A 20,967-nucleotide genomic window follows, 5' to 3' on the forward strand; every position below is an offset into this window, starting at 1 on the left:
GATGGTCACCGGCTGGGCGGTCTGAACACGGCGAACGGGTCCGTGATCTGCATGCCCTTGCCGGCGAACGAGAAGAGCGCCGCCGGACGCCCGCCCGCGCGCCCGGGCGGGGCCGTGTGACCTGTGGGAACCAGCAATCCTCGCCGCGACAGCACCCGCTGCAGGTTGGTCGCGGAGACGCGGTAGCCGAGCGCCGCCGAATACAGGCCGCGCAGCGCGGAAATCGTGAACTCGTCGGGGGCCAGCGCGAACCCGAGGTTGGTGTAGGAGAGCTTCGAACGCAGCCGGTCGCGGGCGCGCAGCACGATCGACTCGTGGTCGAACGCCGTGCGCGGCAGCTTCGCGACGTCGTGCCACTCGGTGTCCTCGGGCACTTCGGGGTCGACGTCGGAGGGGACCAGCGCGAGGAACGCCGTCGCCACCACGCGCGGGCCGGGCACCCGGTGCGGGTCGCTGAACACCGCGAGCTGCTCGACGTGCTTCAGCTGGCGGACGTCGACCTTCTCCTTGAGCTGCCGCCGGACGGACGTCTCGACGTCCTCGTCGGGCCGCAGCCGGCCGCCCGGCAGCGACCAGCGGCCGAGGTGCGGGTCGAGCGCGCGGCGCCACAGGAGGACCCGCAGTGTGTCCGAGCGCACTTGAAGGACCGCTCCCAAAACCTCGTGGGCGAGGGGGGCTTGGGTGTTAAGATGACTTCGCACGGTTTTCGATTGTAAGGCGAAAACCCGCGATCGGTCCAGGAGGGCCACATGACCACCACGTTGGTTCCGGAAGGCCTCACCCCGTTCGGCGGGGTCGAGGCGAACGCGGCCTGGGCGGAGGAGGTGCGGCGCCTGGCGAAGCAGCGCGATGCGGTCCTGCTCGCGCACAACTACCAGGTCCCCGAGATCCAGGACATCGCCGACCACACCGGCGACTCCCTCGCGCTCAGCCGCATCGCGGCGAGCAGCGACGCGTCCACCATCGTCTTCTGCGGCGTGCACTTCATGGCCGAGACCGCGAAGATCCTCGCCCCCGAGAAGACCGTCCTGATCCCCGACGCGCGGGCCGGCTGCTCGCTCGCCGACTCCATCACCGGCGCCGAACTGCGCGCCTGGAAGGCCGAGCACCCGGGCGCGGTGGTCGTCTCCTACGTCAACACCACGGCCGAGGTGAAGGCCGAAACGGACATCTGCTGCACGTCCTCGAACGCGGTCGACGTCGTCGCGTCCATCCCCGCTGACCAGGAAGTCCTCTTCCTGCCGGACCAGTTCCTCGGTGCCCACGTCAAGCGCGTGACCGGCCGGGAGAACATGCACATCTGGGCCGGGGAGTGCCACGTCCACGCCGGGATCAACGGCGCGGAGCTGGCCGAGCGGGCGGCCGAGGACCCGGAGGCGGACCTGTTCATCCACCCCGAGTGCGGCTGCGCGACCTCGGCGCTCTACCTGGCCGGCGAGGGTGCCGTGGCGCCGGAGCGGGTCAAGATCCTCTCCACCGGCGACATGGTCCACGAGGCCCGCGACACGAAGGCCAAGACGGTGCTGGTGGCCACCGAGATCGGCATGATCCACCAGCTGCGCAAGGCCGCGCCGGGCATCGACTTCCGCGCGGTGAACGACCGCGCGTCCTGCCGGTACATGAAGATGATCACCCCCGCCGCGCTGCTGCGCTGCCTGCGTGAGGGCCTCGACGAGGTCCACGTCGACCTCGAAACGGCGGCCCGCGCGAAGGCGTCGGTGCAGCGGATGATCGAGATCGGGCAGCCGGGCGGCGGCGAATGACGCCGCCGGTTAATGACCCCCAGGCGAAAACTCCGGTTTGGGAGGCCCGCGCGGATCTGGTCGTGGTCGGCAGCGGCGTCGCCGGGCTGACCGCGGCGCTGCGGGCGCAGGCGCTCGGGCTGCACGTCCTGGTGGTCACCAAGTCGGCGGTCACGGACGGCAACACGCGCTGGGCGCAGGGCGGCGTCGCCGTGGTCCTGGAGAACGAGCACGACCTCGACGACTCGGTCGCCAAGCACGCGGAGGACACCTTCGCCGCGGGCGCCGGCCTGGTCGACGAGGCCGCGGCCCGCTCGATCCTCGACGGCGGCCCGGCCGCGATCGCCCGGCTGCGGGCGGACGGCGCGGAGTTCGACGCCGCCGCCACCGGCCTGCTCGCGCGGACCCGCGAGGGCGGGCACAGCGCGTTCCGCGTGATCCACGCCGGCGGCGACGCGACCGGCGCCGAAGTCGAACGCGCCCTGGTCGCGCGGGCGGGACAGGCGCGGGTGCCGGTGCTGGAGCACCACCTCGCCGTCGACGCCCTGCGCACGCCGGGCGGGCGGGTCGCCGGGGTCACGGTGCTCGACCGCAACGGGGTGCCGGGGGTGGTCCGCGCGTCGGCCGTGCTGCTGGCCAGCGGCGGGATCGGGCAGCTCTACCAGGCGACGTCGAACCCGGAGATCGCCACCGGCGACGGCCTCGCGCTCGCGCTGCGGGCCGGGGCGGCGGTGGCGGACATCGAGTTCGTCCAGTTCCACCCGACCGTCCTCTACACCCCGGGCGCGCGCGGGCGCTGCCCGCTGGTCACCGAGGCGGTCCGCGGCGAGGGCGCGACCCTGGTCGACGGCGCCGGCCTGCCGGTGATGCGCGGCGTGCACCCGCTCGGCGACCTCGCCCCGCGCGACGTCGTCTCGGCGGCGATCACGCGGCGGATGACGACGGCGCCCGGCGGCGTCGACGACCACGTCTTCCTCGACGCGACCTCGATCGCCGGGTTCGCGACCCGGTTCCCGACGGTGTTCGGGGCCTGCCGGGCGCTCGGGCTGGACCCCGCCGTCGACCCGATCCCGGTGACCCCGGCGGCGCACTTCTCGTGCGGCGGCGTGGTGACCACAGTGGACGGACGTTCGTCGGTGCCCGGCCTGTACGCCGCGGGCGAGGTGGCGCGGACCGGCCTGCACGGCGCGAACCGGCTGGCCTCCAACAGCTTGCTCGAAGGGCTGGTCGTCGGGCAGCGCGTCGCGGAGGCCGTCGCGGCGGACCTCGCGGCCGGGCTGCTGGCCGACCCGGCGCGCGGGCGGCTGCCGTCGTGGACCACCGCGCCCGCCGCCGAGCGCGACGCGCTGCAGCGGGTGATGAGCCGGTACGCGGCGATCGGCCGCGACGCCGACGGGCTCGCGGCGGCGGGGTCCGTGCTCGACCTGTCCACCCAGGACAGTCCGTTGTGGACGCAAGCGGCGGTCGAAGACGCGGCGCTGACCGTGGTGGCGCAGGCGTTGCTCGCCGCGGCCGTCCGGCGCACCGAGTCGCGCGGCTGCCACGTGCGGTCCGACTTCCCGGACCCGGACGAGAACTGGCGGCGCAGCCAGCTCATCCGGCTCAGCCCGTCCGGCCAGCCGGTGCTGGCCGACCCGATCCGCCTGGAGGGCGTGGCATGACGTTCCCGATCTCCGAACCGGTCCTGCGCCTGATCGCCGCCTCGGGTCTCGACGTCGAAGACGTCAAGCGGGTGGTCACCACCGCGCTGGGCGAAGACCTGCGGTACGGGCCGGACGCGACGACCGCGTCGACGGTGCCCGCGTCCGCGACGGCGGTGGCGGAGCTGACCCCGCGCGTCGACGGCGTGGTCGCCGGGCTGCCGGTGGCGCTGGCCGTGTTCGACATGGTGCTCGGCGACGGCTACGAGGTGCTCGCCCGGCGCGAGGACGGCGACCGGCTGGTCGCGGGGGAGCCCGCGCTGGTCCTCGCCGGCCCGGTGCGAGGGCTGCTCACCGCCGAGCGCACGGCGCTGAACCTGCTCTGCCACCTCTCCGGCGTCGCCACCGCGACCGCCGCCTGGGTGTCCGAAGTGGACGGTACCGGGTGCGCGATCCGGGACTCCCGCAAGACGTTGCCGGGGCTGCGGCTGCTGCAGAAGTACGCCGTCCGCTGCGGTGGCGGGGTGAACCACCGGCTGGGCCTCGGCGACGCGGTGCTGATCAAGGACAACCACGTCGTCGCCGCGGGTTCGGTGACGGCGGCGCTGGCCGCGGCCCGCGCGCACGCGCCGGAACTGCCGTGCGAGGTCGAGGTCGACACGCTCGAACAGCTCGAGGAGGCGCTGGCCGCGGCGGCGGACGAGGTGCTGCTGGACAACTTCACGCCGGAGCAGTGCCGGCTCGCGGTCGCGCGCCGCGACGAGGTTTCCCCGAAGACGCGGCTGGAATCCTCTGGTGGGCTCACCATCGACCGTGGTAAAGCCTATGCCCGGTCCGGTGTGGACTACCTGTCGGTGGGCGGGCTGACGCACTCTTCACCCGCGTTGGATCTCGGCATGGACCTTCGCTGAGCGCGGGTTCCCGGGTAGACTGGCGGTGGCGGAAGTCCTTTTCCGCCACCGTCTTTCGGTTCGGGGGTTCGGGTGCGGATACCGGCGGCGCTCGCGGTCGCGGGCCTGGTGGCGGCCGGCTCGCCCGCCGTGGCGGCCGCGGCCCCGCAAGCGCAGTGCGCGAACCCGTCCGGCACGTATTCCGGCGCCGTCCCGTGGGGCCAGCGCCAGATCGACCCGGCGCGGATCTGGCCGCTGACACGGGGTGACGGCCAGCTGGTCGCCGTGATCGGCACCGGCGTCGACGGGCAGAACCGCCAGTTCGCGCCCGGCCAGCTCGAAGGCGGCGCGGGCACCGAGTCCGCCGACTGCGACGGCCGCGGCACGATCGCGGCCGGGATCGTCGGCGCGCAACCGGATCCGTCGACGACGTTCGCCGGTGTCGCGCCGGGCACGCGCCTGCTCCCGATCCGCTACACCGACAGCTCGTCGCGCGACGGCGGCGACCCGGGCGCGCTGGCCGGCGCGATCGACACGGCGCTCGACCGGCACGCGGGCGTCATCCTGATCGCCGTCCCGGCGGCGTTCGACAGCCCGGCGCTGTCCGGCGCGGTTTCCCGCGCGCGGTCCGAGGGCGCGGTGATCGTCTCGGCGGCGTCGGCGACCCAGCAGGGCGCGCGCACCTACCCGACGGCGACGTCCGGGGTGCTGGGCGTCGGTTCGGTGAACCAAGCGGGCGAGCCGGTGCAGACCGAGGCGGGCGACTACGTCGGCGTCGCGGCACCGGGCGCGGAGCTGGTCAGCACGTCGGCCGGCGCGGGCGGCGCGATCGCGCACCGCTGGCCGGTGACCGACCCGGGCCTGGCGGCGGCGTACGTCGCGGGGGTCGCGGCCCTGGTCCGGGCGTACCACCCGGACCTGACCGGCGACCAGGTCGCCACGCGCCTCACACTCACGGCCCACCGCCCGGCTTCGGGCGGCCACGACCCGCGGCTGGGGTGGGGAGTGCTGGACGCGTACGCGGCGGTCTCGTCGACGCTGCCCGCGGACATCGCCCCGCCCGGTTCGGCCGCCCCGGCGGCCACCGAACCCGACGTGGTCCCGGCGGCGGCCCCGGCCCAGCACCCGTCGGACGTGCCGGCGGGCACGATCGCCTTGGCCGGGGTGGCTTTGGCGGCGGCGGCGGGCGTCACGGTGGCGGCGGTCCGGCGAGCCCGGCGTCGCGGCTGGCGGCCGTCCCGCTTCACGCCGTAGGGCGCGCGCACGTCGTGAACGACCCTTTCACGGCGTCTGGCGAGGTGAACGGGTCGTTCATGCAAGGCCGGGTAGTTAGGGCGGGGTCGGTCGGGTCAAGGGACTTGTCGCGGCGTCGGTAACGGTCACTTCGATCGTGATCTTGATGCAGGCGCGGGGCTGGCGGGGTTTCTTGTAGGCGTATTTGGACAAGGGGCGTTTAACGACCCGGGGGCAGGCCCGGGCCCGCCGGGCGGGCAACAGACCGGCGAGGACGTGGCGGCCGATGCTGCCGACCAGGTCGATGTGGGTGCCGGCGATGACCGCGTGAGCGGTGATGATCTGGTCGCGGGCGGTGTGCAGGGCAACGCTGAACCCGGCCCGGTCGGGATCAATGTCGGGGTGGGAGCCGGTGGCGTCGGTCATCGCGATCCGCAGGATCTGGTAGGTCGCCAGCAATGCCCAGAGTTCCTGTTCGACCCCGGCTGGGGTGTGCGAACGCAGGATCCGCCCGCGGGTGAGGGTGTGTTTGAGGGCGAGGTAGGCCGTTTCGATTTCCCAGCGCTGGTGGTAGAGCTCGAGCAGGTCAGTGGCCGGATAACGCTCGGGGTCGAGCAGGGTGGTGACCAGCCGGTAGTGCTCGCTGCGGCGGGACCCGTCGGCTCCGGTGACGGTGATCAGAGCTTCGATGATCCGGACTTCGACCCCGCCGATGAGTGAGGTGATCGACCCGTCCCGGTGACGGCCCAGCAGTGGTGGGCGTCGGTTGGCTTTGAGTCGGATCAGCAGGTCCGCGCCGGTTGCGGCGGTGGTGGTGATGAAGGTCGCGGCGTCGAAGTTGCGGTCGGCCAGCAGCACCATCCCCGGACGTAACCGGTTGCCGAGCGTGGCCGCGTAGGCCAGTTCCCCCTCGGCGGGGCTGCCGAACACCGCCGCGATCAGCGCGCGGGTGCCGCACTCGACCAGCGTGACAAGCCGCAGCAGCGGATACCCGGCCGCCGGATGGGACGCGGTGGTTTTGTCGGTCCAGGCCTGGTTGGCGTCGCTGTCGGGGATGGCGATGCCGGTCCCGTCGATCGCCACCAGTCGCAGGCCCCGCCAGCAGGCGCCGGGGGTGCGGGGCCAGGCCAGAGGTCCGCTCAACAGCCGGAACAACGAGGCCAGCGGAGCGGGACCGACCCGGGACCGGGCTTGACGCAACGCCGCAGCCGTCGGAGTCGCCGGCCTCGGCTGCCCCAGGCCGGCGGTCAGGGCCGAGAACACCCCGCGGTAGCTGCGCTCGGGGAACAGGCTCATCGCCAGCAGGAAATAGACCGTGACCCGGGCGGGCAGCAGCCGCACCCGCCGCTGGGTGGCCGGGGGTGAGTCGGCCAGGACGGCGTCGATCATGTCGAAGGGCACGATCTGGGTGAGTTCACCGAGGTGGCCGGGGGCGAAGACCCCGGACGCGGCATGGACTATCCGGGTTATGACAGACTGCGCGGACAACGGAGCTCCCGCCGAACGTTGATCTTGGTCGACGATGTTCTAGCGGAAGCTCCGTTGCCTTATGTCATGGGGGTTGACACCACACCCACAGCCCTAACTACCCAACCTTGGTCGTTCATGACGTCCTGGGCCGCAGCGTCAGGCGGGGACCGGGCGGGTCGAGCCGATGATCGCCACCGCGTGGCTCGCCCGGGCCACGTGGACCGTGAAGTCCGCGCCCTCCCGGCTGAACCGCGCGATCAGCTCGCGCGGGGTGCTGCGGTCGTGCGCCTGCCAGCCGCGCTCCGCCAGCGTGGGCAGGACGACCTCGGCCAGGCGGCGTTCCGGCTCGCCGGGGTGTTCGAGCCGGACGCCGTACTGCCAGCACAGCAGCCGGCCCGGCCGGGTCGGGTCGCAGTCGAGCTCGCCGTCCACCGTGCGGTCCGCGCTGTCGCCGAACACCTCCGCGACGCTGTCGATCACGTCGGTCAGCTCGACGGCCAGCCGCTCCAGTTCCGGGCTCATCGCAGCACCCCTCCGTCGTTCAGGAACTCGACGCCGTGTTCGAGGATGCCATTCGGGTCGAAGGTGCCGTTCGGGGTGACCGGGCCGCTGGTGATCACGCGGTACATGTTCGTCCACGACTCCGAACCCGGCTTCAGCACGTCACTGTGCGAGGACAGGCCCCACAGCTGGCCGCCCTCCGCGTCCCGGCCGGTCTCCAGTTCGGTGACGCCGGGGAAGGTGTCCGGGTCCGCGCCGTGGCCGATGCCGGTCCACTCCAGGCCCCACGCGTTGCCCTGGGCGATCTCGATCGGGTCGAGCGGCGCCGTCATCGAGTAGCGCTGCACGCCCGCCTGGCTCGCCGGCAGGTCCGACGGCGACCACACGCCGTGGCCCATGCCCGCCGACTCGACGTGCAGGACGCGGTCGACGTCGAGGCCGTGCGTCTCGGCCAGCCCGACCGTGGCGCCGCCGTAGCTGTGCCCGATCGCGGTCAGCGTGACGTCGGAGCCGGCGTGGCTCGAGATCTCGCCGCGCAGGTCGTCGGCGAAGTGCTTGAGATCGGGAGCCATCGTCTGCGCGTAGCTCGCGTCCGGGCCCTGCACGACCGGGTTCTGCGGGAACACCCCGTCGGCCCAGACGACCATCGCGGTGCGCCCGGTCGGGTCCGCGGCCACCAGGCTGCGCCCGAGGCCGGCGTAGGCGTCGAAGTTGGACATCTGCGTGTTGACGCCGGGGACGAACAACCCGACGTTCCGCGTCCCCGGCTCGATGTGCCCGACCAGCTCGGCGATCCGGCCGTTGCCCGACGGGTCGAACTTCAGGATCTGCCGGTTGTTCGCGAGGATGTCTTCGTAGAGCTTGATCCGCGCCTGCGAGCGCTTGATCTCGTCGGCGTCGGTCAGCCCGGCGAGCTTGGTGCGCTCGGCCGTCAGCGCGTCCGAGACCTTGGTGCGGTTCTCCTCGATCGCGTGCGCCCACGCGCCGGTGTCGGCGGAACCGCCGATCCCGGCGGGGTTCCCGGCCTTCGGCAGCGGGTCTTCGGGCAGCAGCGCCCGGTACATCGCGGCGATCTGCGCGTCGGTGCGGCGGTAGCCGGCGGCCGACTCGGTCAGTCCACTTTGGAGCTTCTTGGCGCGGGCGACGTGCTCGCCGAGCTTCTCGCCCAGCTCCGTCATCGTCTTCTCGAACGTCTTGGCCGCGGCCGCGGACTCGCTGACCTGGCCGAACGCGGCGGCGGGAACCTTTTCCCCCGCGACCGCCTTCTGCGCGGTGCCCAGCGCGTCCGCGCGTGAGCCGAACTCGCCGGCCGCGGTGTCGAGGCGGGCGGGGACCACACGATAGCCGGCAGCCGTCACGGCCCGCCTCCGTTCCGCAGCAGAGGCCGTGAGTGTTCAGGGCGGTGGGAACCGCCCTGAACACCCACGACCGGGTCAGTACGCTTCGGGCTCTTCGCCGATCACCGGGGGCGCGACCGGGGCGGACTGGCCCCAGACGTTCTCCGTTTCGACCAGCCACGCCGGGATCCGGCGGCCGGAGCCCATGTCGCCGCCACCGCCCATGCCCATCGGCATCATGGGCATCATCGGCATCGCGCTCTTGGCCGCCGCCGCGCCCACGGCACCGGCCGCGCCGCCCGCGAGGCCGCTGAGCGCGTTGCCCGTGCCGCCGTCGCCGGCCAGGCCGGAGTGCGCGGCCGGGGCGTCGGCGCCACCGCCGCCGATCCCGGACCCGCCGGGGATGCCGCCGCCGATCGACGGCGCGTCGCCCCCGCCGATCGGGATGCCGCCCCCGGCGCCGCCTTCGACGCCGGCCCCGCCGCCGCCGAGCTTGGTGCCGGGCGCCTCGTCCTTGTTGTCCTTCGGGTCCTTGCCGGTGGCCCAGGACGGCACCTTGGGCATGATCGAGCCGAACCGGCCGAACGCGGCGGCCGAGGCCGCGGCGAGCCCGGCGGTGAACATGTCACCGAACAGCGGGTTCGACGTCGGCACGGTGGTACCCGGCTGCGGCGTGCCGGTCGAGGGCAGCGGGTGCCCGTCGCCGGGGGTGACCACCACGCCGGGGTCGGTGACGCCGTTGCCGACCAGCCCGGGCGAACCGGCGCTGCCCGCACCGCCGCCGCCGGCGGGCGGGGCGGTGGGCGTCTGCACGGCGTTCGGCGAAGCCGGGATCGACTCCTCGGCCACGGAGTACTCGCCGGCCAGTTCGGTCATGACGACGATCGCCTTGCCGTGCGCCGACCCGGCGGCGTTGGCCGCGGACTGCTGGGCCTCGACGTTCGAGATCGCCTGCTGGCGCTGCTGCGCCGCGGCCTGCACGACGGCGGGGGAAGCGTCCGGCGGCAGCAGCGGCGGGTTCACCGCGAGCGCGACGTCGGCGGGGGAGACGTCCGGCACCGAAACCGGCGGCGGCATCTCCTTCTTGGCCTTCACGAGCGCGTCGGCGGCGTCGCCGAGCATCACGTTCATCGCCTCGGCGGTCTGCGCCACCTTGGCGATGCCGTTCGCGAGGTCGACGATCATGTGCTGGTACTGGTCGGCCGCGCCACCGGTCCACTGGTCCTTGAACTCGGCGAGCTCCGAGTTGAGGTTGTGGGACTGCTCGTGCAGGTGCAGCGCGGCGGACTTCCACTTGTCGGCGGCGTGGCGCGCGCTGTTCGGGTCGCCGGCCTGGAGCATCGCGTAGAGCTGCTGGTGGCTGTACGCGGCGAAGTTCGTGTGCGCGGTGTTCTTGGTCATCCCTTGCGGCTCCCGTCCGAGTCACCGAGGCCCAGCAGCCCGAGCACCGGATCGAGCAGGTTGGTGACGGCACCCGAGTGGTGCAGGTCCCCGGCGACCGCCTGGTCGGCGTTCTGGTAGCCGTCGGCCACCGTGGTGGTCACGTCCTGCGCGAAGCCGATCGCGCTGCGGACCTGGTCGAGCAGGCCCTGCATCTCCGAGACGGCCGCGTGGTGCGCGTCGGCCAGCGACCCGGCTTCCCCGAACTCGCCGAACAACAGCGGCTCCGAGCCGAGGGTGAGCAGGAAGTCGTTCGGTTTCGACATCGCGTGGATCTGGGTTTCCAGCTCCCGCACGAAGTCCTTCAGCGATTCCAGGTGGACGTAGTACGACTGGTCTGGCATCGGTCCCGGCTCTCTGGGCGCGACTTGCGGACATGGGGAAAGCCGGTCGGCCGGTGCGAGCGGGGGGTTTCCCGCACCGGCCGACCGACGTCTGGGCGCGGATCAGCCCGCGAACAGCCCCTGGTTGCGGTTCTCCAGCGACTGCTGGAGGTCGTGGGCCTCGCCGACCTTGCCGCCGAACTGCGCGATGATCGCGACGATGTCCGCGGTGGCCTGACGCAGCCGGGTCTCCGACTGGCGGGCCGCGTCACCGGCGGAGCTGCCGGAGGCGTACCAGGTCGCGGTGATCGGCTGGAGGTTCTGGTGCAGCTGCTCCAGCTGCGAGGTGAGCGCCTTGGCCTTGGCGGCCAGGGATGCCGAGCTGTGCTGCAGCGCGGCGAAGTTGATTTCGACGACGTCGGCCATGGTGGGCGTCCTCTCGGGTCAGGGGTTGAGGCGGGGGATCACGCCCGAGCCCTCGAGGGAGTTGCCGACCCCCTGGAAGCTCTGGTGGACGTCGGCGTCGCCGCGGCCGTAGTTCTGGTGGCTGGTGTGGACGAGCTGCGACATGGTGTCGAGCTCCTTCACGGCCACGGTCATCTTCTCCTGGAGCCGGCGCTGCAGGTCCCAGAACGCGACAGCCTGGTCACCCTTGTAGTTGCGCAGGGCCTCGGTCAGCTCGGACTCCAAGCTGGCCATCGTGGACTTGGCGTTCGTCGCGGTTTCCTCGAAACCCTGGACGGCGCGCGTCATGGCAGCGGAATCTGCCTGGAATCCCGGACTGGACATCGACGGGCCACCTCCTTCCTGAAGCGAATTCCCCTGGCGCGGTGGTCCGCGCGGTGTGAAAGTCACGCTAGAAAAGAGGCCAGTGTGGTCAAACGGCACAACTGCCGGTCGCGGTGACGGCACTTCTACCCACAGGGGACCGGCGGGGGGCGTTCCGCGGGGATTCGGGGGCGCGATCCAGTGCCCGGCGCGACGCCGGGTGCGGTGCCGCCGCTCGGCCCGCCGTCCGATGATCGCACGCTCGTCAACGGTGACCGGCGGATCTTCTGCCGAAATTCTGAGATCCGCCCGGTAGACCGGGACCCCCGGGCGAAAGGCGGTCGAGATGGTCCACCCGCAGGCTCTGCTGGACGAGCTGGAGCGCGCTCCGGAGGTTCCCGCGTTCGAACACGGCTCCCGCGTCACGTCACGCGGAGAGCTGCGGGAGCTGATCGGCCGGTTCACCGCGGGCCTGCGGGCGGCCGGGCTCGGCGCCGGCGACGGGGTCGGCATCGCCACCGCCGTCACCGCGGAGGGGTTCGCCGCGCTGATCGCGGTGCACGTGCTCGGCGGCCGCGCGGTCGCGGTCCGGCCGGGGCTGCCGGAGGCGCAGCTGCGGCACGTCCTCGCCGACGTCTCGGCGCTGGTCGTGGACGACTCGGCGGACCCGGTCGACGCCGGGGTGCCGGTGCTGCGGATCGGGTCCGCGTTGCTGGGCGCGTACGAGGAGCCGCTGCCGGGCGCGCGGCTCGAGGACATCGCGACGGTGGTGTTCACCAGCGGCAGCACGGGCCTCCCGAAGGGCGTGGCCTACAGCTACCGCGCCCTGACCGAGGGCCGCGTCTGGCGGAAACCGCTGCCCGGCACGGCCCACGAACGGCTGGGCGCGTGCTTCGGCCGGTACCTGCTGTTCGGCTCCCTGGCCAGCGCGGTGATGGTCGAGCAGCTGGGGGTGTCGCTGATGTCGGGCGGCACGGCGGTGATCCCCGAGGGACTGCCGGACTTCCCCGCGGTGCTCCCGCGCCTGCGGATCACCGCGGCGCTGACGACCGTGCCGCGGCTGCACCAGATCCTCGACGTCCTGCGCGAGGAGCCGGTCGACCTCGGCGATTTGCGGGCGCTGATCGTCGCGGGATCCCCGGTACCACCGCACAAACTGGCCGAGGCGGCCGAGCGGATCGGGCCGGCGATGCACCACGCGTACGGGCAGACCGAGACCGGGATGCTGACGATCTGCCGCGCCGACGAGGGGATCGGCTCGGTCGGGAAGGCTTGCGACACGGTGCAAATCGACGTCCGCGACGAGATCTGGGTGCGCACACCGTCGGCGTTTTCGGGCTATTGGCGCGATCCCGATACGACGGCGTCGGTGCTGCGCGACGGCTGGGTGCGCACGCAGGACCTCGGGCACCTGGATTCGTCGGGCTACCTCCACCTGTCCGGCCGGGCGCGGGACGTGGTGATCGTGAACGCGATCATCCACTACACCGGCCCGATCGAGCGGGCGATCGCGGCGCACCCGGACGTCGACCAGGCGTACGTGGTGGCGGTCCCGGACCCGCGGACGGGCGAGGCGGCACACGCGTTCGTGGTCCCGGTGCCGGGCCGCGAGCCGGACCTGGCGGAGGTGCGCAAGGGCGTGGCGGCGGAGCTGGGTGAGGCGGCGGTGCCGGCGCGGTTCAGTTTCGTGGGCGCGGTTCCCGTTGCGCCGTCGGGAAAGCCGGACAAGGTGGCGCTGCGGCGGTCCGTTGTGGACTAGAAGTGGGTGTCGACGCCGAAGGTCTCGCGGAGGTGGCGCATGTCCGCGAGGTCGTGCGGGCGCGGCTCGTACCCCTGGTGGAAGAAGATCTGCTGGGCGACCGAGACGCACGGCACTTCGACGCCGTCGACGTGCCCGGTGACGAAGCAGTCCGCGGGGTAGCGGAAGACGGCGCCCTCGTCGTCGGCCTCCTGCGTGGCCGAGCCGTCCCCGGCGAAGACGAGCGGGTGCAGGTCCAGCTCGGTGCCGCCGCCGGACAGCACGAACCGGACCGGGCGCAGGTCGAGGGTCTCGCGGTAGCCCGAGGCCGCGAGCGCTGCCACGACGGCTTCTTCCTCGTCCAGCCGGTGCAGCAGGTCGAGGTCGCGGTGTTCGCGGGTCTGCCGGCCGAGGAGCGCGTCGATGCCCCAGCCGCCCGCGAGCCACACCGCGTTCGGGGCGGCGGCGCCGAGCACGCGCAGCACCGTGCGCGAGTCCATCACTTCCCGGCGTGCAGGTCCGTGATCACCTTGGCCACGCGCCGCTGCCGGGTCTCTTCGGTCTTCGCCTGGCCGATCGGCAGCACGAACCGTTGTTTCGCGCTGTAGGAAAGGCTCTCGAACCGTGCCCGCGCGGTGTCGTCCGCCGCCAGCGCGGCCGCCAGGTCCGGCGGGATCTCCAGTTCGCGCGGGGCGGTGTCGAGGGCGATCCCGACCGTCACCTCGTCGCCCGCCGCGACGCCGGCCTTCTCGCGGTTCTCCGCGCTGAGCGGGACCAGGAACCGCCCGCCGCGGCTGGCGACCGTCGTGCGGTAGGTGTGGCCGCCGAGCGTCACCGTGACCGCGGGCTTCTTGCCGGCGCCGAGCGCCTCGACGACGTCGTCGGGTACCGGCAGGCCGGTCGCGGTCTTGCCGCCGAGCAGCACTTCGGTGCGGAACTCCATGACGGCGAGTATGCCTCGGACCGGCCTCCCGGGCGGAGAGGCCGGTCCGGGCGGGTCAGACGCCGGCCGTGGTGCGGATCCAGCTGCGGCTCGACGTGATGCTCGCGTAGTTCTGCGTGCCCTGCGGGTTCGAACCGGAGTTGTTGCCCGTGGAGCACACCCCGACCTGGGCGCCGTTGTAGAGCTGCGGGCCGCCCGAGTCGCCGTGCCACGCCGAGCCGTTGACGCCCTGGCTGGCGATGGCCGTGCCGCCGAACGCGTCGGAACTCGTGCCGGTGACGCGGACGTTGGCGGTCTTGAGCGTGCTCGAGGGCGGGCTGGTGCCCTGCGTGCGGCCCCAGCCGTAGATCTGGTTGGTCGAACCGGTGGGCGGGTTGCCGGTGCCGAGCTTCATGTACGTGGTGTTCACCGCGGTCGTCAGGTGCAGCAGCGCGATGTCCCCGTTCGGCGACGCCTTCTGCTGGTCGACATTGGCGTTCGTGCCCTGCTGGAGCGTCACGTTGCCGACCTTGACGTGCATGCCCGGCGAGTTCAGGCAGTGCCGCGCGGTGAGCACCCACTGCGGGGCGATGATCGTCCCCGAGCACTCGAAGCCGCCGTAGGTGGTGACGTTGTTCCAGTAGATCTGGGCGCCCCACGGCGCGGAGGAGACGGTGCTCCCGCCGATGATGTCCTGCTGGGCGTCCGCAACCCCCGCTGAGACCACGCTCAGCGCCGCGGCGGCAGCACCCACCGCGGCAACAGCCCTCGACATTCGCATGAAAATGCCCTTCGGCCAGGTGATCCGGATGTCGGCCCCGAAACCGGGCGACGAGCACAAACGTAAGTTCGTGGGAGGTTCCCGGGTACCTACCGAAGTCGGTAAGTCGCCGACGGTGCTCAGGGGGCCGTGGCGACCAGTTCCAGCAGCGTCGTCGGGTCGCCGTTCGGGTCCGCGCCCACGCCGACCTGCGTGATGCCGTCGGACGGGACGTCGACGCTCGAGTGGACCCCGGCGTCGGTGGTCAGCGACGCCTTGAGCTTGTGTCCCTGTCCCGCGGACAGGCCGTCGGAGCGGATGGCGTACACGGCCGGGATCTTCATGGTCAATTCGCCGCCCGTGCCCAGGACCTTGAAGCAGACCCGCCCGTTGAGCGACTGGCCGACGGCTTCGGTCGTCTTCACCTGGATGACGCCGACGGTGTCCTGCCCGGTGGGGCAGGGCGTGTACACGATGTGCCCGTCACCGCTGATCAGCTGGACGTGGTCGGTGGCGAGGAGCGCCGCCGCACCGGGGTAGCTGTAGTCCTCGACCACCGACGGCGGCTGGTCGCTCGCCGCGATCTCGGACCCCTGTGCGGTGAGCACCCCGGCCGTCCCGGCGATACCGGCGGCGGCGATGACCAGAATTGTCCGGTTGAGCGCGCGCATTATTTCCCCCTCTTCGATTAACAAGCAGACTTTCGCCCCAAATCCGACATTATTTCGTCGGAAGGTGGGGCGTGGTGAGGCTAAGGCATCGAGGTCAGAGCGGTCGTTGTGATGTCGATCACGACCATTTGGCCGTTGATGGCACCTGCCCGGCCCGTTAATGTCCCCAGCGGGCGAATGGGGCCGGCGGCTCTGTTCGTGAGGGCGGGTTAAACAGGGGGGAAACCTGAAATGCGTGCGGCGAGACGGCGATTTCGTGCTGCCCTGATAACGGTTTTGACGGTTTCGCTGGCGGGCGGTGCATCGCTTGTTCCGCAAGCGCAGGCCGCACCCCGGGCCGCCGCGACGGCGGCCGCGTCCTCGAGCGGCGATCGCGCGAAAGTCCTGCGGCTGTGGCAGTTCGGTGGCCCGGCGACGAAACGGGACGCGGCCGCCGCGCTGGCCGGCACGGACGCCGACATCACGCGGTTCCTCACCACGCAGAAGGACGTCGACACGTCCATCGACCTGGACGTCAAGGTCAACCAGGTGATGGCGAACGGCGGCCCGGCGACGCGGAACGCGGCCCAGCAGGCATTGGACGCCAACAGCGACGCCGCGCTCGACACCTTCCTGGACACCGGCTGGATCACCCCGCACGGCACGGATCTCGACCTGCACGTCAACCAGGTGATGGCCGCGGGAGGACCGCAGGTCAGGAAGGCCGCGCAGAAGGCGCTCGACGCCAACGCGGAAGACGCGCTCCGGGCGTTCCTGGACAGCGGCTGGCAGGCGCCGTTCCGGGTCGACCAGGACCTCAAGGTCAACCAGATCATGGCGGCCGGCGGCCCCGAGGTGAAGAAGGTCGCGCAGCAGGCGCTGGACGCCAACTCCGTCGACGCGCTCAACCAGTTCCTGGCCGTCGATCTGCCCGTCGCCCAGGCGCGCGACGCGGAGACGGACTCGATCGCGCAGCTGACCGCGACGGCGAAGGCCGCGTCGGTGCAGGCCGCGAGCGAAACCGACGTGGCGAAGCGGCAGTCCGATCTCGCGGTGACCGAGGCGGCCGCGGCGCAGAAGGCGGCTCAGGCCGCGAAGGACGCCGCCGCGGCGGCGCAGGGGCACGTCGAGCAGGCCGCGGCCGCGGCTTCCCGCGCGGCCTATGCCGCCGACCAGGCCGCGGCGACCGCGCGGCAGGCGGTGGGCGCGGCGAACGCGGCGTCCAACGCGGCGCACACCGCCGCGGTCGCCGCGTCGCGGGCCGCTACGGCGGCCTCCCAAGCGGGCCGGGCGGCTTCCCGGGCCTACGACGCGGCGGCGTTGGCGATCGGTGACCGGGACAAGGCCGCGGCCGCCCGCGAGGCCGCCCAAATCGCCCACGACGCGTCCTTGAGCGCGGCGGCGGCCCGGGATGCGGCGCAGAGCGCGAGAACCGTTTCCCAGCAAGCGGAAACCGCGGGCGGTCTGGCCAAGGACGCCGCCGCGCAGTCCCGGATCGCGGCCGACGCCGCGACGGACGCGGCCACCAGCTCCGCCGCCGCCGGCGCGGACGCGCGGCAAGCCAAGGCCGCCGCGGCGCGAGCCCGCGTGCAGGCCGACCGCGCGGCCGCGGCCGCGGCCGCGTCCCAGGCGTGGGCGCACCAGGCGTCCCAGGCCGCGGGCGAGGCCGCCACGGCCGCCGACGCCGCCGCCACGGACGCGCACAACGCGGAAGTGGCGGCGCTGGACGCCGCCGCGCACGCGGGCAACGCGGCGAACGCGGCGGAGCAGGCGACCCAGCACGCGAACGCCGCGACCGCCGCGGCGACCGCGGCCGTCAACGCGTCCAACCAGGCCACCCGGATCGCCCAGGACGCGCGCAAGGCGGACGACGACCGCATCGCACTGGCCGGCCAGCAGGCCGACGACGCGGCGAAGGCGGCGCTGGACGAGTACGCGAACCGCGCGCTCCCGCCGCGGCGGGACGTGGACCAGGCGAGCACCTGGAGCGCGGAGACGAGCCGGCTGATCGCCGAGGCGCAGGCGGCCGGTACCGGCCGGGCCACGGTGCTGACCGACGCGCGCAAGGTCGCGCTCGATCTCGCCGTCACCGGCGGCCCGTGGACGCAGGCCGCGTCGACCGCCGCGCTGGCCGGTTCGGACGATCAGGTCGTCGACTTCATCACCACCGGTCTCGCCGCCGCCGCGGGACAGGACGACCGCGTCGTCCTCGGCGACCTGAGCGAGGCGGCCACCGACGGGTTCAAGGCCGCGGCGGCGACCGCACTGGCCGGTTCGGACACCGCCGTCCGGGACTTCCTGCGCAGCCGCGACTACCCGGGCCGCTTCACCGATGATTCGCTGCTGGTCAACCAGCTGATGGCCGCCGCGCGCACGGCGGGCCGGACGGTCGTGGTGCAGCAGGCGCAGCGGGCGCTGGACCAGAACACCGATCAGGCCCTGCGCGCGTTCCTCGAGGCCGGGCAGTACACCGCGCTGAGCACCGACGAGGACCTCAAGGTCAACCAGGTCATGTCGGCGGCGAAGGCGGCGGGTGCCCGCGAGGTCGTGGCGGCGGCGCAGGCGGCGATCGACGGGCCGCCGACGCTGCGGCACGAGTTCCTGACGGTCGGCCAGTTCACCGCCGCCCGGCGGGACCAGAACACCGCGACGCACAACGCGGCGATCGACGGCCTGCTCGCCCAGGCCGCGACGGCCGCCGCGACCGCGACGCACGACGCGAACGACGCCCAGGCCGCGGCCGCCCGCGCGCGCAACGCGGCGCAGGACGCGCAGAACTACGCCGATCAGGCGTCGGCCGCGGCCGCCCAAGCCGCGACCTACGCGAACCAGGCGCGGGACGCGGCCAACCGGGCCGCGGAGTCGGCGCAGCAGGCCCAGGCGTCGGCGAACACGGCGGCGGCGGCCGCGAAGGCCGCGGCGGTCTCCGCGGACAAGGCGAGCGCTTCGGCGGCTTGGGCGCAGCAGTCGGCGTACGACGCCGCCGGTTACGCATCGGACGCGGCAGTCTCGGCCAACATCGCCTACGGCGCCGCGATCGACGCGGGCAAAAGCGCGCAACAGGCCGCCGCACTGGCGAAGGAGGCTTGGCAGGGCGTCGCCGACAAAGCCAAGCTGGAGAAGCAGAACGCGATCAACCAGCGGACGTGGGACTGCAACAACCGGGCCGCCTGGGTGGCGCAGTCGCTGAACACCGACGACTGCATCAAGCTGTTCAGCGGCACCCCGGCCGAACAGCAGCGCATCCTCGGCCACCTGCAGCAGCTGTGCCGTCAGCTGAACGACCCCGGCACCGTCGAGCTGGGCAACTGCCTCGACCCCCGCAACCTGCTCAACGCCGAGTTCATGCCCGGCCCCGCGCCGTACGGCGATTCGGCGCTCGGGCAGTCGGTGACCGGCCTCGTGCTCGCGGGGCTGCTCGCGCTGATGTGCCCCGAGTGCGATCTGGCTTCGTTCCTCGGCAACGCCGAAACGGAACTAGGCCTGACCGGGGCCCGGGAGCTTTCGGCGATGATGGCGGAGGCGCTGGCCCGCGGTGACGGGCTGTTCAACGCCGCGGCCGCGGAAGCCGCGGCGGAGCTCGGCAAGGTGTCGGAAATGGCGATCCAGGCGGATCTCCAGGGCGCCGAGCTGGCCCGGATCGCACGGGAGTACGAGAACCGGTTCCCGTTGTGCACCGGCAACAGCTTCGCGGCGGGCACCCGGGTGCTGATGGCCGACGGGCACACCGAACCGATCGAGCACATCGCGGTCGGCGACCACGTCGCCAACGAGGAACCAGGCGATCCGCGGCGCCAGCAGCACCTGGTCGAGGCCGTGCACGTCACCGACGACGATCACGACTTCGTCGACCTGGCAGTCGGCACACCCGACGGTCCCCGGACGATCGAATCCACCGCGAAGCACCTTTACCGGAACGCGTCGGCGGGCGTCTGGTCCGCGGCGGCGGACCTGCGACCAGGAGACCTGCTCGACACCCCGGAGGCCGGCCGGGCGACGGTTCTGGCCGAGCGTCGCCACCCCGGTGCCGAACGGACGTACAACCTGACCGTCAACGCGGTCCACACCTACTACGTGCTGGCCGGGAACACGCCCGTACTGGTGCACAACACCAACAACCCGGCGTGCAACTCGCTCGTGCGCTTCTACGGGGACGACGGCGGCCACATCATGGCCGACCTGACCGACGGCGTCCTGACGATGTCCATCGAAAAGGGGGCGTTGTCGCCGAGCGGCTCAGCCATGTTCGCCCAGGTGATGAGGTCCTTCGGCCCGGAGAACGTCCGGGTGTTCAGCGGGAAGTGGGTGCCCGCGATGCCGAGCAACCTCGACGAGTTCAACCTGAACCTCAGGAACGGCATGACGTACGAACAGGCGGCGGCCAACACCTTCACCGGCCGGCAGTGCGCCAAGTACGGTCTGACCGTCGCCAAGGTGGATCAGAGCAAGCTCAGGGGTGAATACGGTCATTACACCAATGTCGAGCCTGAGTTTTCGCGCCCGTAGGAGAACGCCGTGCCGGGTGAAGAGTCCGAACTACGTGCCATGGTCGTCGCGGGGACTCCGTTCCTCGACCTCCTCGAACACCTGAAGAGGCGCGCGGGGGGAAAGCTCCCACCCGGCCGGTTCCTGCTGGCCCTGCAGGAGGAAGCCGGGATCCCCTTCACCAAGAGCAGGGACATCCTCGAGTACTTCGACCCCGAGATGAACCCGATCGCGGAGCACGGAGTGATCAACGAACGGTGGCGGCTGCTGCTGGCCGGCTGGGAGCTCGGTCCGGCGTGAGCCACTCCGAGTCTCCGAGGAGGGCTCGACGCTCATGGCGGCGAAGACTCCCTTGCGCGGGAGGTGCTCGCCGCCTGACCGGGCGGTGAGGCCGGCGCCGGCCGGGTGGTTAGAGTCTTCGTGCTCCGGCACGAGGGGGAACCATGGCAGCGCCACAGCACGATCCTGAGCTCTTCGACGAGCTCATGCGGAGCGAACTCCGCCGTCAGCCCGTCAGCCGGTACGCGGTTGCCACGCTCGTCTCCGGGCTCATGGGTGGCCTGCTCGCCCCGGTCTTCGCCGTCGTCGCGCTGGTGCGGATCCGGAAGCAGCGGCAGCGCGGCCTCGTCCTCGTGATCTGCGGGATGGTCGCCTTCGCCGGGTGGATGGGGTTCCTCGGGTACAAGATCAGCACCGGGACCGCCTGGTGGCAGCAGCGAGCCGCACAGGGCGGGCTGCCCGAAGGGGCCGTGCACGGGTTCGACCTCGCCGCCGGGGACTGCTTCTGGGCGCCGCCCGCGTCCGGGGCCTCCGATGTCCTCCGGCGGTCGTGCACCGAGGGGCACACCGGTGAGGCGTTCGAGGTGCTTCCGCTCGGCGAAGGCCCGATGCCCGACATCCTCGACGTCTACCAGCGCTCCCTGGCCCGCTGCGAGGCCGACGCCCGGCAGCTGCCGGACGTGCGCGTCCAGGTCGTCACGCCGACCGCCGACAGCTGGAACAAGGGCAAGCACCTCGCGGTCTGCTACTACCGCTTCGCCACGGAGATGACCGCGCCCGCGCGGTGAA

General features: G+C 72.4%; 20 protein-coding genes. 8 read left to right on the top strand and 12 right to left on the bottom strand.

The window, feature by feature from the left end; genetic code table 11:
* Positions 1 to 5: 5 nt before the first annotated feature.
* Positions 6 to 638, bottom strand: coding sequence for an NUDIX domain-containing protein (locus AB0B33_RS03335; RefSeq protein ID WP_360766282.1), 633 nt, complete (start codon positions 636 to 638; stop codon positions 6 to 8).
* Between the two features lie 111 nt (positions 639 to 749).
* On the opposite strand from AB0B33_RS03335, the gene nadA reads away from it, so the two are divergent.
* The 4 genes from nadA (at position 750) to AB0B33_RS03355 (ending at position 5,526) form a co-directional block, all read left to right on the top strand.
* Positions 750 to 1,763, top strand: a complete 1,014-nt coding sequence (gene nadA, locus AB0B33_RS03340) for a quinolinate synthase NadA (protein ID WP_247012510.1) — start codon at positions 750 to 752, stop codon at positions 1,761 to 1,763.
* Positions 1,760 to 3,403 carry an L-aspartate oxidase gene (locus AB0B33_RS03345; RefSeq protein ID WP_360766285.1) on the top strand — a complete coding sequence of 548 codons (1,644 nt, stop codon included), beginning with the start codon at positions 1,760 to 1,762 and terminating at the stop codon, positions 3,401 to 3,403. The genes nadA and AB0B33_RS03345 overlap by 4 nt, the downstream gene beginning before the upstream one ends.
* Positions 3,400 to 4,293 (top strand): carboxylating nicotinate-nucleotide diphosphorylase, encoded by an 894-nt coding sequence (gene nadC, locus AB0B33_RS03350; protein WP_360766288.1) that lies wholly within the window; start codon positions 3,400 to 3,402, stop codon positions 4,291 to 4,293. The genes AB0B33_RS03345 and nadC overlap by 4 nt, the downstream gene beginning before the upstream one ends.
* A gap of 72 nt (positions 4,294 to 4,365) precedes the next feature.
* Entirely contained in the window at positions 4,366 to 5,526 is a 1,161-nt protein-coding gene (locus AB0B33_RS03355) for a S8 family serine peptidase (protein WP_360766291.1), read from the top strand.
* 75 nt (positions 5,527 to 5,601) lie between these two features.
* Here AB0B33_RS03355 and AB0B33_RS03360 read toward each other — a convergent pair whose 3' ends face one another.
* From AB0B33_RS03360 to AB0B33_RS03390, 7 genes are all read right to left on the bottom strand, one after another.
* Positions 5,602 to 6,993 (bottom strand): IS4 family transposase, encoded by a 1,392-nt coding sequence (locus AB0B33_RS03360; protein WP_360766294.1) that lies wholly within the window; start codon positions 6,991 to 6,993, stop codon positions 5,602 to 5,604.
* A gap of 138 nt (positions 6,994 to 7,131) precedes the next feature.
* Positions 7,132 to 7,497 carry a hypothetical protein gene (locus AB0B33_RS03365; RefSeq protein WP_360766297.1) on the bottom strand — a complete coding sequence of 122 codons (366 nt, stop codon included), beginning with the start codon at positions 7,495 to 7,497 and terminating at the stop codon, positions 7,132 to 7,134.
* Complete coding sequence (locus tag AB0B33_RS03370; protein ID WP_360766300.1) at positions 7,494 to 8,834, bottom strand: alpha/beta hydrolase; 1,341 nt, start codon at positions 8,832 to 8,834, stop codon at positions 7,494 to 7,496. Before AB0B33_RS03370 ends, AB0B33_RS03365 begins: the two co-directional genes overlap by 4 nt.
* Before the next feature lie 75 nt (positions 8,835 to 8,909).
* Positions 8,910 to 10,214, bottom strand: a complete 1,305-nt coding sequence (locus AB0B33_RS03375; protein WP_360766302.1) for a WXG100 family type VII secretion target — start codon at positions 10,212 to 10,214, stop codon at positions 8,910 to 8,912.
* Complete coding sequence (locus AB0B33_RS03380) at positions 10,211 to 10,597, bottom strand: hypothetical protein (RefSeq protein ID WP_247012496.1); 387 nt, start codon at positions 10,595 to 10,597, stop codon at positions 10,211 to 10,213. Before AB0B33_RS03380 ends, AB0B33_RS03375 begins: the two co-directional genes overlap by 4 nt.
* Before the next feature lie 102 nt (positions 10,598 to 10,699).
* Positions 10,700 to 11,002 carry a hypothetical protein gene (locus AB0B33_RS03385; RefSeq protein ID WP_020644701.1) on the bottom strand — a complete coding sequence of 101 codons (303 nt, stop codon included), beginning with the start codon at positions 11,000 to 11,002 and terminating at the stop codon, positions 10,700 to 10,702.
* 18 nt (positions 11,003 to 11,020) lie between these two features.
* The gene (locus AB0B33_RS03390) at positions 11,021 to 11,365 is read right to left on the bottom strand and encodes a WXG100 family type VII secretion target (RefSeq protein WP_086856673.1); all 345 of its coding nucleotides are present in this window, start codon (positions 11,363 to 11,365) and stop codon (positions 11,021 to 11,023) included.
* A 325-nt stretch (positions 11,366 to 11,690) separates the two neighbouring features.
* Between AB0B33_RS03390 and AB0B33_RS03395 the strand changes: the two genes are divergently transcribed.
* The gene (locus AB0B33_RS03395; protein ID WP_360766305.1) at positions 11,691 to 13,103 is read left to right on the top strand and encodes a fatty acid--CoA ligase family protein; all 1,413 of its coding nucleotides are present in this window, start codon (positions 11,691 to 11,693) and stop codon (positions 13,101 to 13,103) included.
* Here AB0B33_RS03395 and AB0B33_RS03400 read toward each other — a convergent pair.
* The 4 genes from AB0B33_RS03400 to AB0B33_RS03415 form a co-directional block, all read right to left on the bottom strand.
* Positions 13,100 to 13,582: an aminoglycoside adenylyltransferase gene (locus tag AB0B33_RS03400; RefSeq protein WP_360766308.1), complete on the bottom strand. Its 483-nt coding sequence runs from the start codon at positions 13,580 to 13,582 to the stop codon at positions 13,100 to 13,102. The two genes, AB0B33_RS03395 and AB0B33_RS03400, sit on opposite strands and share 4 nt — an antisense overlap.
* Positions 13,582 to 14,025 carry a YdeI/OmpD-associated family protein gene (locus AB0B33_RS03405; RefSeq protein WP_360766311.1) on the bottom strand — a complete coding sequence of 148 codons (444 nt, stop codon included), beginning with the start codon at positions 14,023 to 14,025 and terminating at the stop codon, positions 13,582 to 13,584. Before AB0B33_RS03405 ends, AB0B33_RS03400 begins: the two co-directional genes overlap by 1 nt.
* A 55-nt stretch (positions 14,026 to 14,080) precedes the next feature.
* The gene (locus AB0B33_RS03410; protein ID WP_360766313.1) at positions 14,081 to 14,779 is read right to left on the bottom strand and encodes a trypsin-like serine protease; all 699 of its coding nucleotides are present in this window, start codon (positions 14,777 to 14,779) and stop codon (positions 14,081 to 14,083) included.
* A 125-nt stretch (positions 14,780 to 14,904) separates the two neighbouring features.
* Entirely contained in the window at positions 14,905 to 15,435 is a 531-nt protein-coding gene (locus tag AB0B33_RS03415; RefSeq protein WP_247012488.1) for a hypothetical protein, read from the bottom strand.
* A gap of 276 nt (positions 15,436 to 15,711) precedes the next feature.
* Between AB0B33_RS03415 and AB0B33_RS03420 the strand changes: the two genes are divergently transcribed.
* From AB0B33_RS03420 to AB0B33_RS03430, 3 genes are all read left to right on the top strand, one after another.
* Positions 15,712 to 19,920: a polymorphic toxin-type HINT domain-containing protein gene (locus AB0B33_RS03420; protein ID WP_360766317.1), complete on the top strand. Its 4,209-nt coding sequence runs from the start codon at positions 15,712 to 15,714 to the stop codon at positions 19,918 to 19,920.
* Between the two features lie 9 nt (positions 19,921 to 19,929).
* Entirely contained in the window at positions 19,930 to 20,199 is a 270-nt protein-coding gene (locus tag AB0B33_RS03425; protein ID WP_360766320.1) for a hypothetical protein, read from the top strand.
* A gap of 143 nt (positions 20,200 to 20,342) precedes the next feature.
* A complete protein-coding gene (locus AB0B33_RS03430; RefSeq protein ID WP_360766322.1) occupies positions 20,343 to 20,966 on the top strand; it encodes a hypothetical protein in 624 nt (207 codons plus the stop codon).
* Position 20,967: the final 1 nt, after the last annotated feature.

Source organism: Amycolatopsis sp. NPDC049159 (assembly GCF_040648295.1).
Taxonomy (GTDB): domain Bacteria; phylum Actinomycetota; class Actinomycetes; order Mycobacteriales; family Pseudonocardiaceae; genus Amycolatopsis; species Amycolatopsis pretoriensis_A.

What these genes read in the sequence shown, in the direction of transcription:
- nadA (WP_247012510.1), top strand. Translation starts at nt 750, where the DNA reads ATGACCACCACGTTGGTTCCGGAAGGCCTCACCCCGTTCGGCGGGGTC.
- AB0B33_RS03345 (WP_360766285.1), top strand. Translation starts at nt 1,760, where the DNA reads ATGACGCCGCCGGTTAATGACCCCCAGGCGAAAACTCCGGTTTGGGAG.
- nadC (WP_360766288.1), top strand. Translation starts at nt 3,400, where the DNA reads ATGACGTTCCCGATCTCCGAACCGGTCCTGCGCCTGATCGCCGCCTCG.
- AB0B33_RS03365 (WP_360766297.1), bottom strand. Translation starts at nt 7,497, where the DNA reads ATGAGCCCGGAACTGGAGCGGCTGGCCGTCGAGCTGACCGACGTGATC.
- AB0B33_RS03375 (WP_360766302.1), bottom strand. Translation starts at nt 10,214, where the DNA reads ATGACCAAGAACACCGCGCACACGAACTTCGCCGCGTACAGCCACCAG.
- AB0B33_RS03380 (WP_247012496.1), bottom strand. Translation starts at nt 10,597, where the DNA reads ATGCCAGACCAGTCGTACTACGTCCACCTGGAATCGCTGAAGGACTTC.
- AB0B33_RS03385 (WP_020644701.1), bottom strand. Translation starts at nt 11,002, where the DNA reads ATGGCCGACGTCGTCGAAATCAACTTCGCCGCGCTGCAGCACAGCTCG.
- AB0B33_RS03390 (WP_086856673.1), bottom strand. Translation starts at nt 11,365, where the DNA reads ATGTCCAGTCCGGGATTCCAGGCAGATTCCGCTGCCATGACGCGCGCC.
- AB0B33_RS03395 (WP_360766305.1), top strand. Translation starts at nt 11,691, where the DNA reads ATGGTCCACCCGCAGGCTCTGCTGGACGAGCTGGAGCGCGCTCCGGAG.
- AB0B33_RS03400 (WP_360766308.1), bottom strand. Translation starts at nt 13,582, where the DNA reads ATGGACTCGCGCACGGTGCTGCGCGTGCTCGGCGCCGCCGCCCCGAAC.
- AB0B33_RS03405 (WP_360766311.1), bottom strand. Translation starts at nt 14,025, where the DNA reads ATGGAGTTCCGCACCGAAGTGCTGCTCGGCGGCAAGACCGCGACCGGC.
- AB0B33_RS03410 (WP_360766313.1), bottom strand. Translation starts at nt 14,779, where the DNA reads ATGTCGAGGGCTGTTGCCGCGGTGGGTGCTGCCGCCGCGGCGCTGAGC.
- AB0B33_RS03415 (WP_247012488.1), bottom strand. Translation starts at nt 15,435, where the DNA reads ATGCGCGCGCTCAACCGGACAATTCTGGTCATCGCCGCCGCCGGTATC.
- AB0B33_RS03430 (WP_360766322.1), top strand. Translation starts at nt 20,343, where the DNA reads ATGGCAGCGCCACAGCACGATCCTGAGCTCTTCGACGAGCTCATGCGG.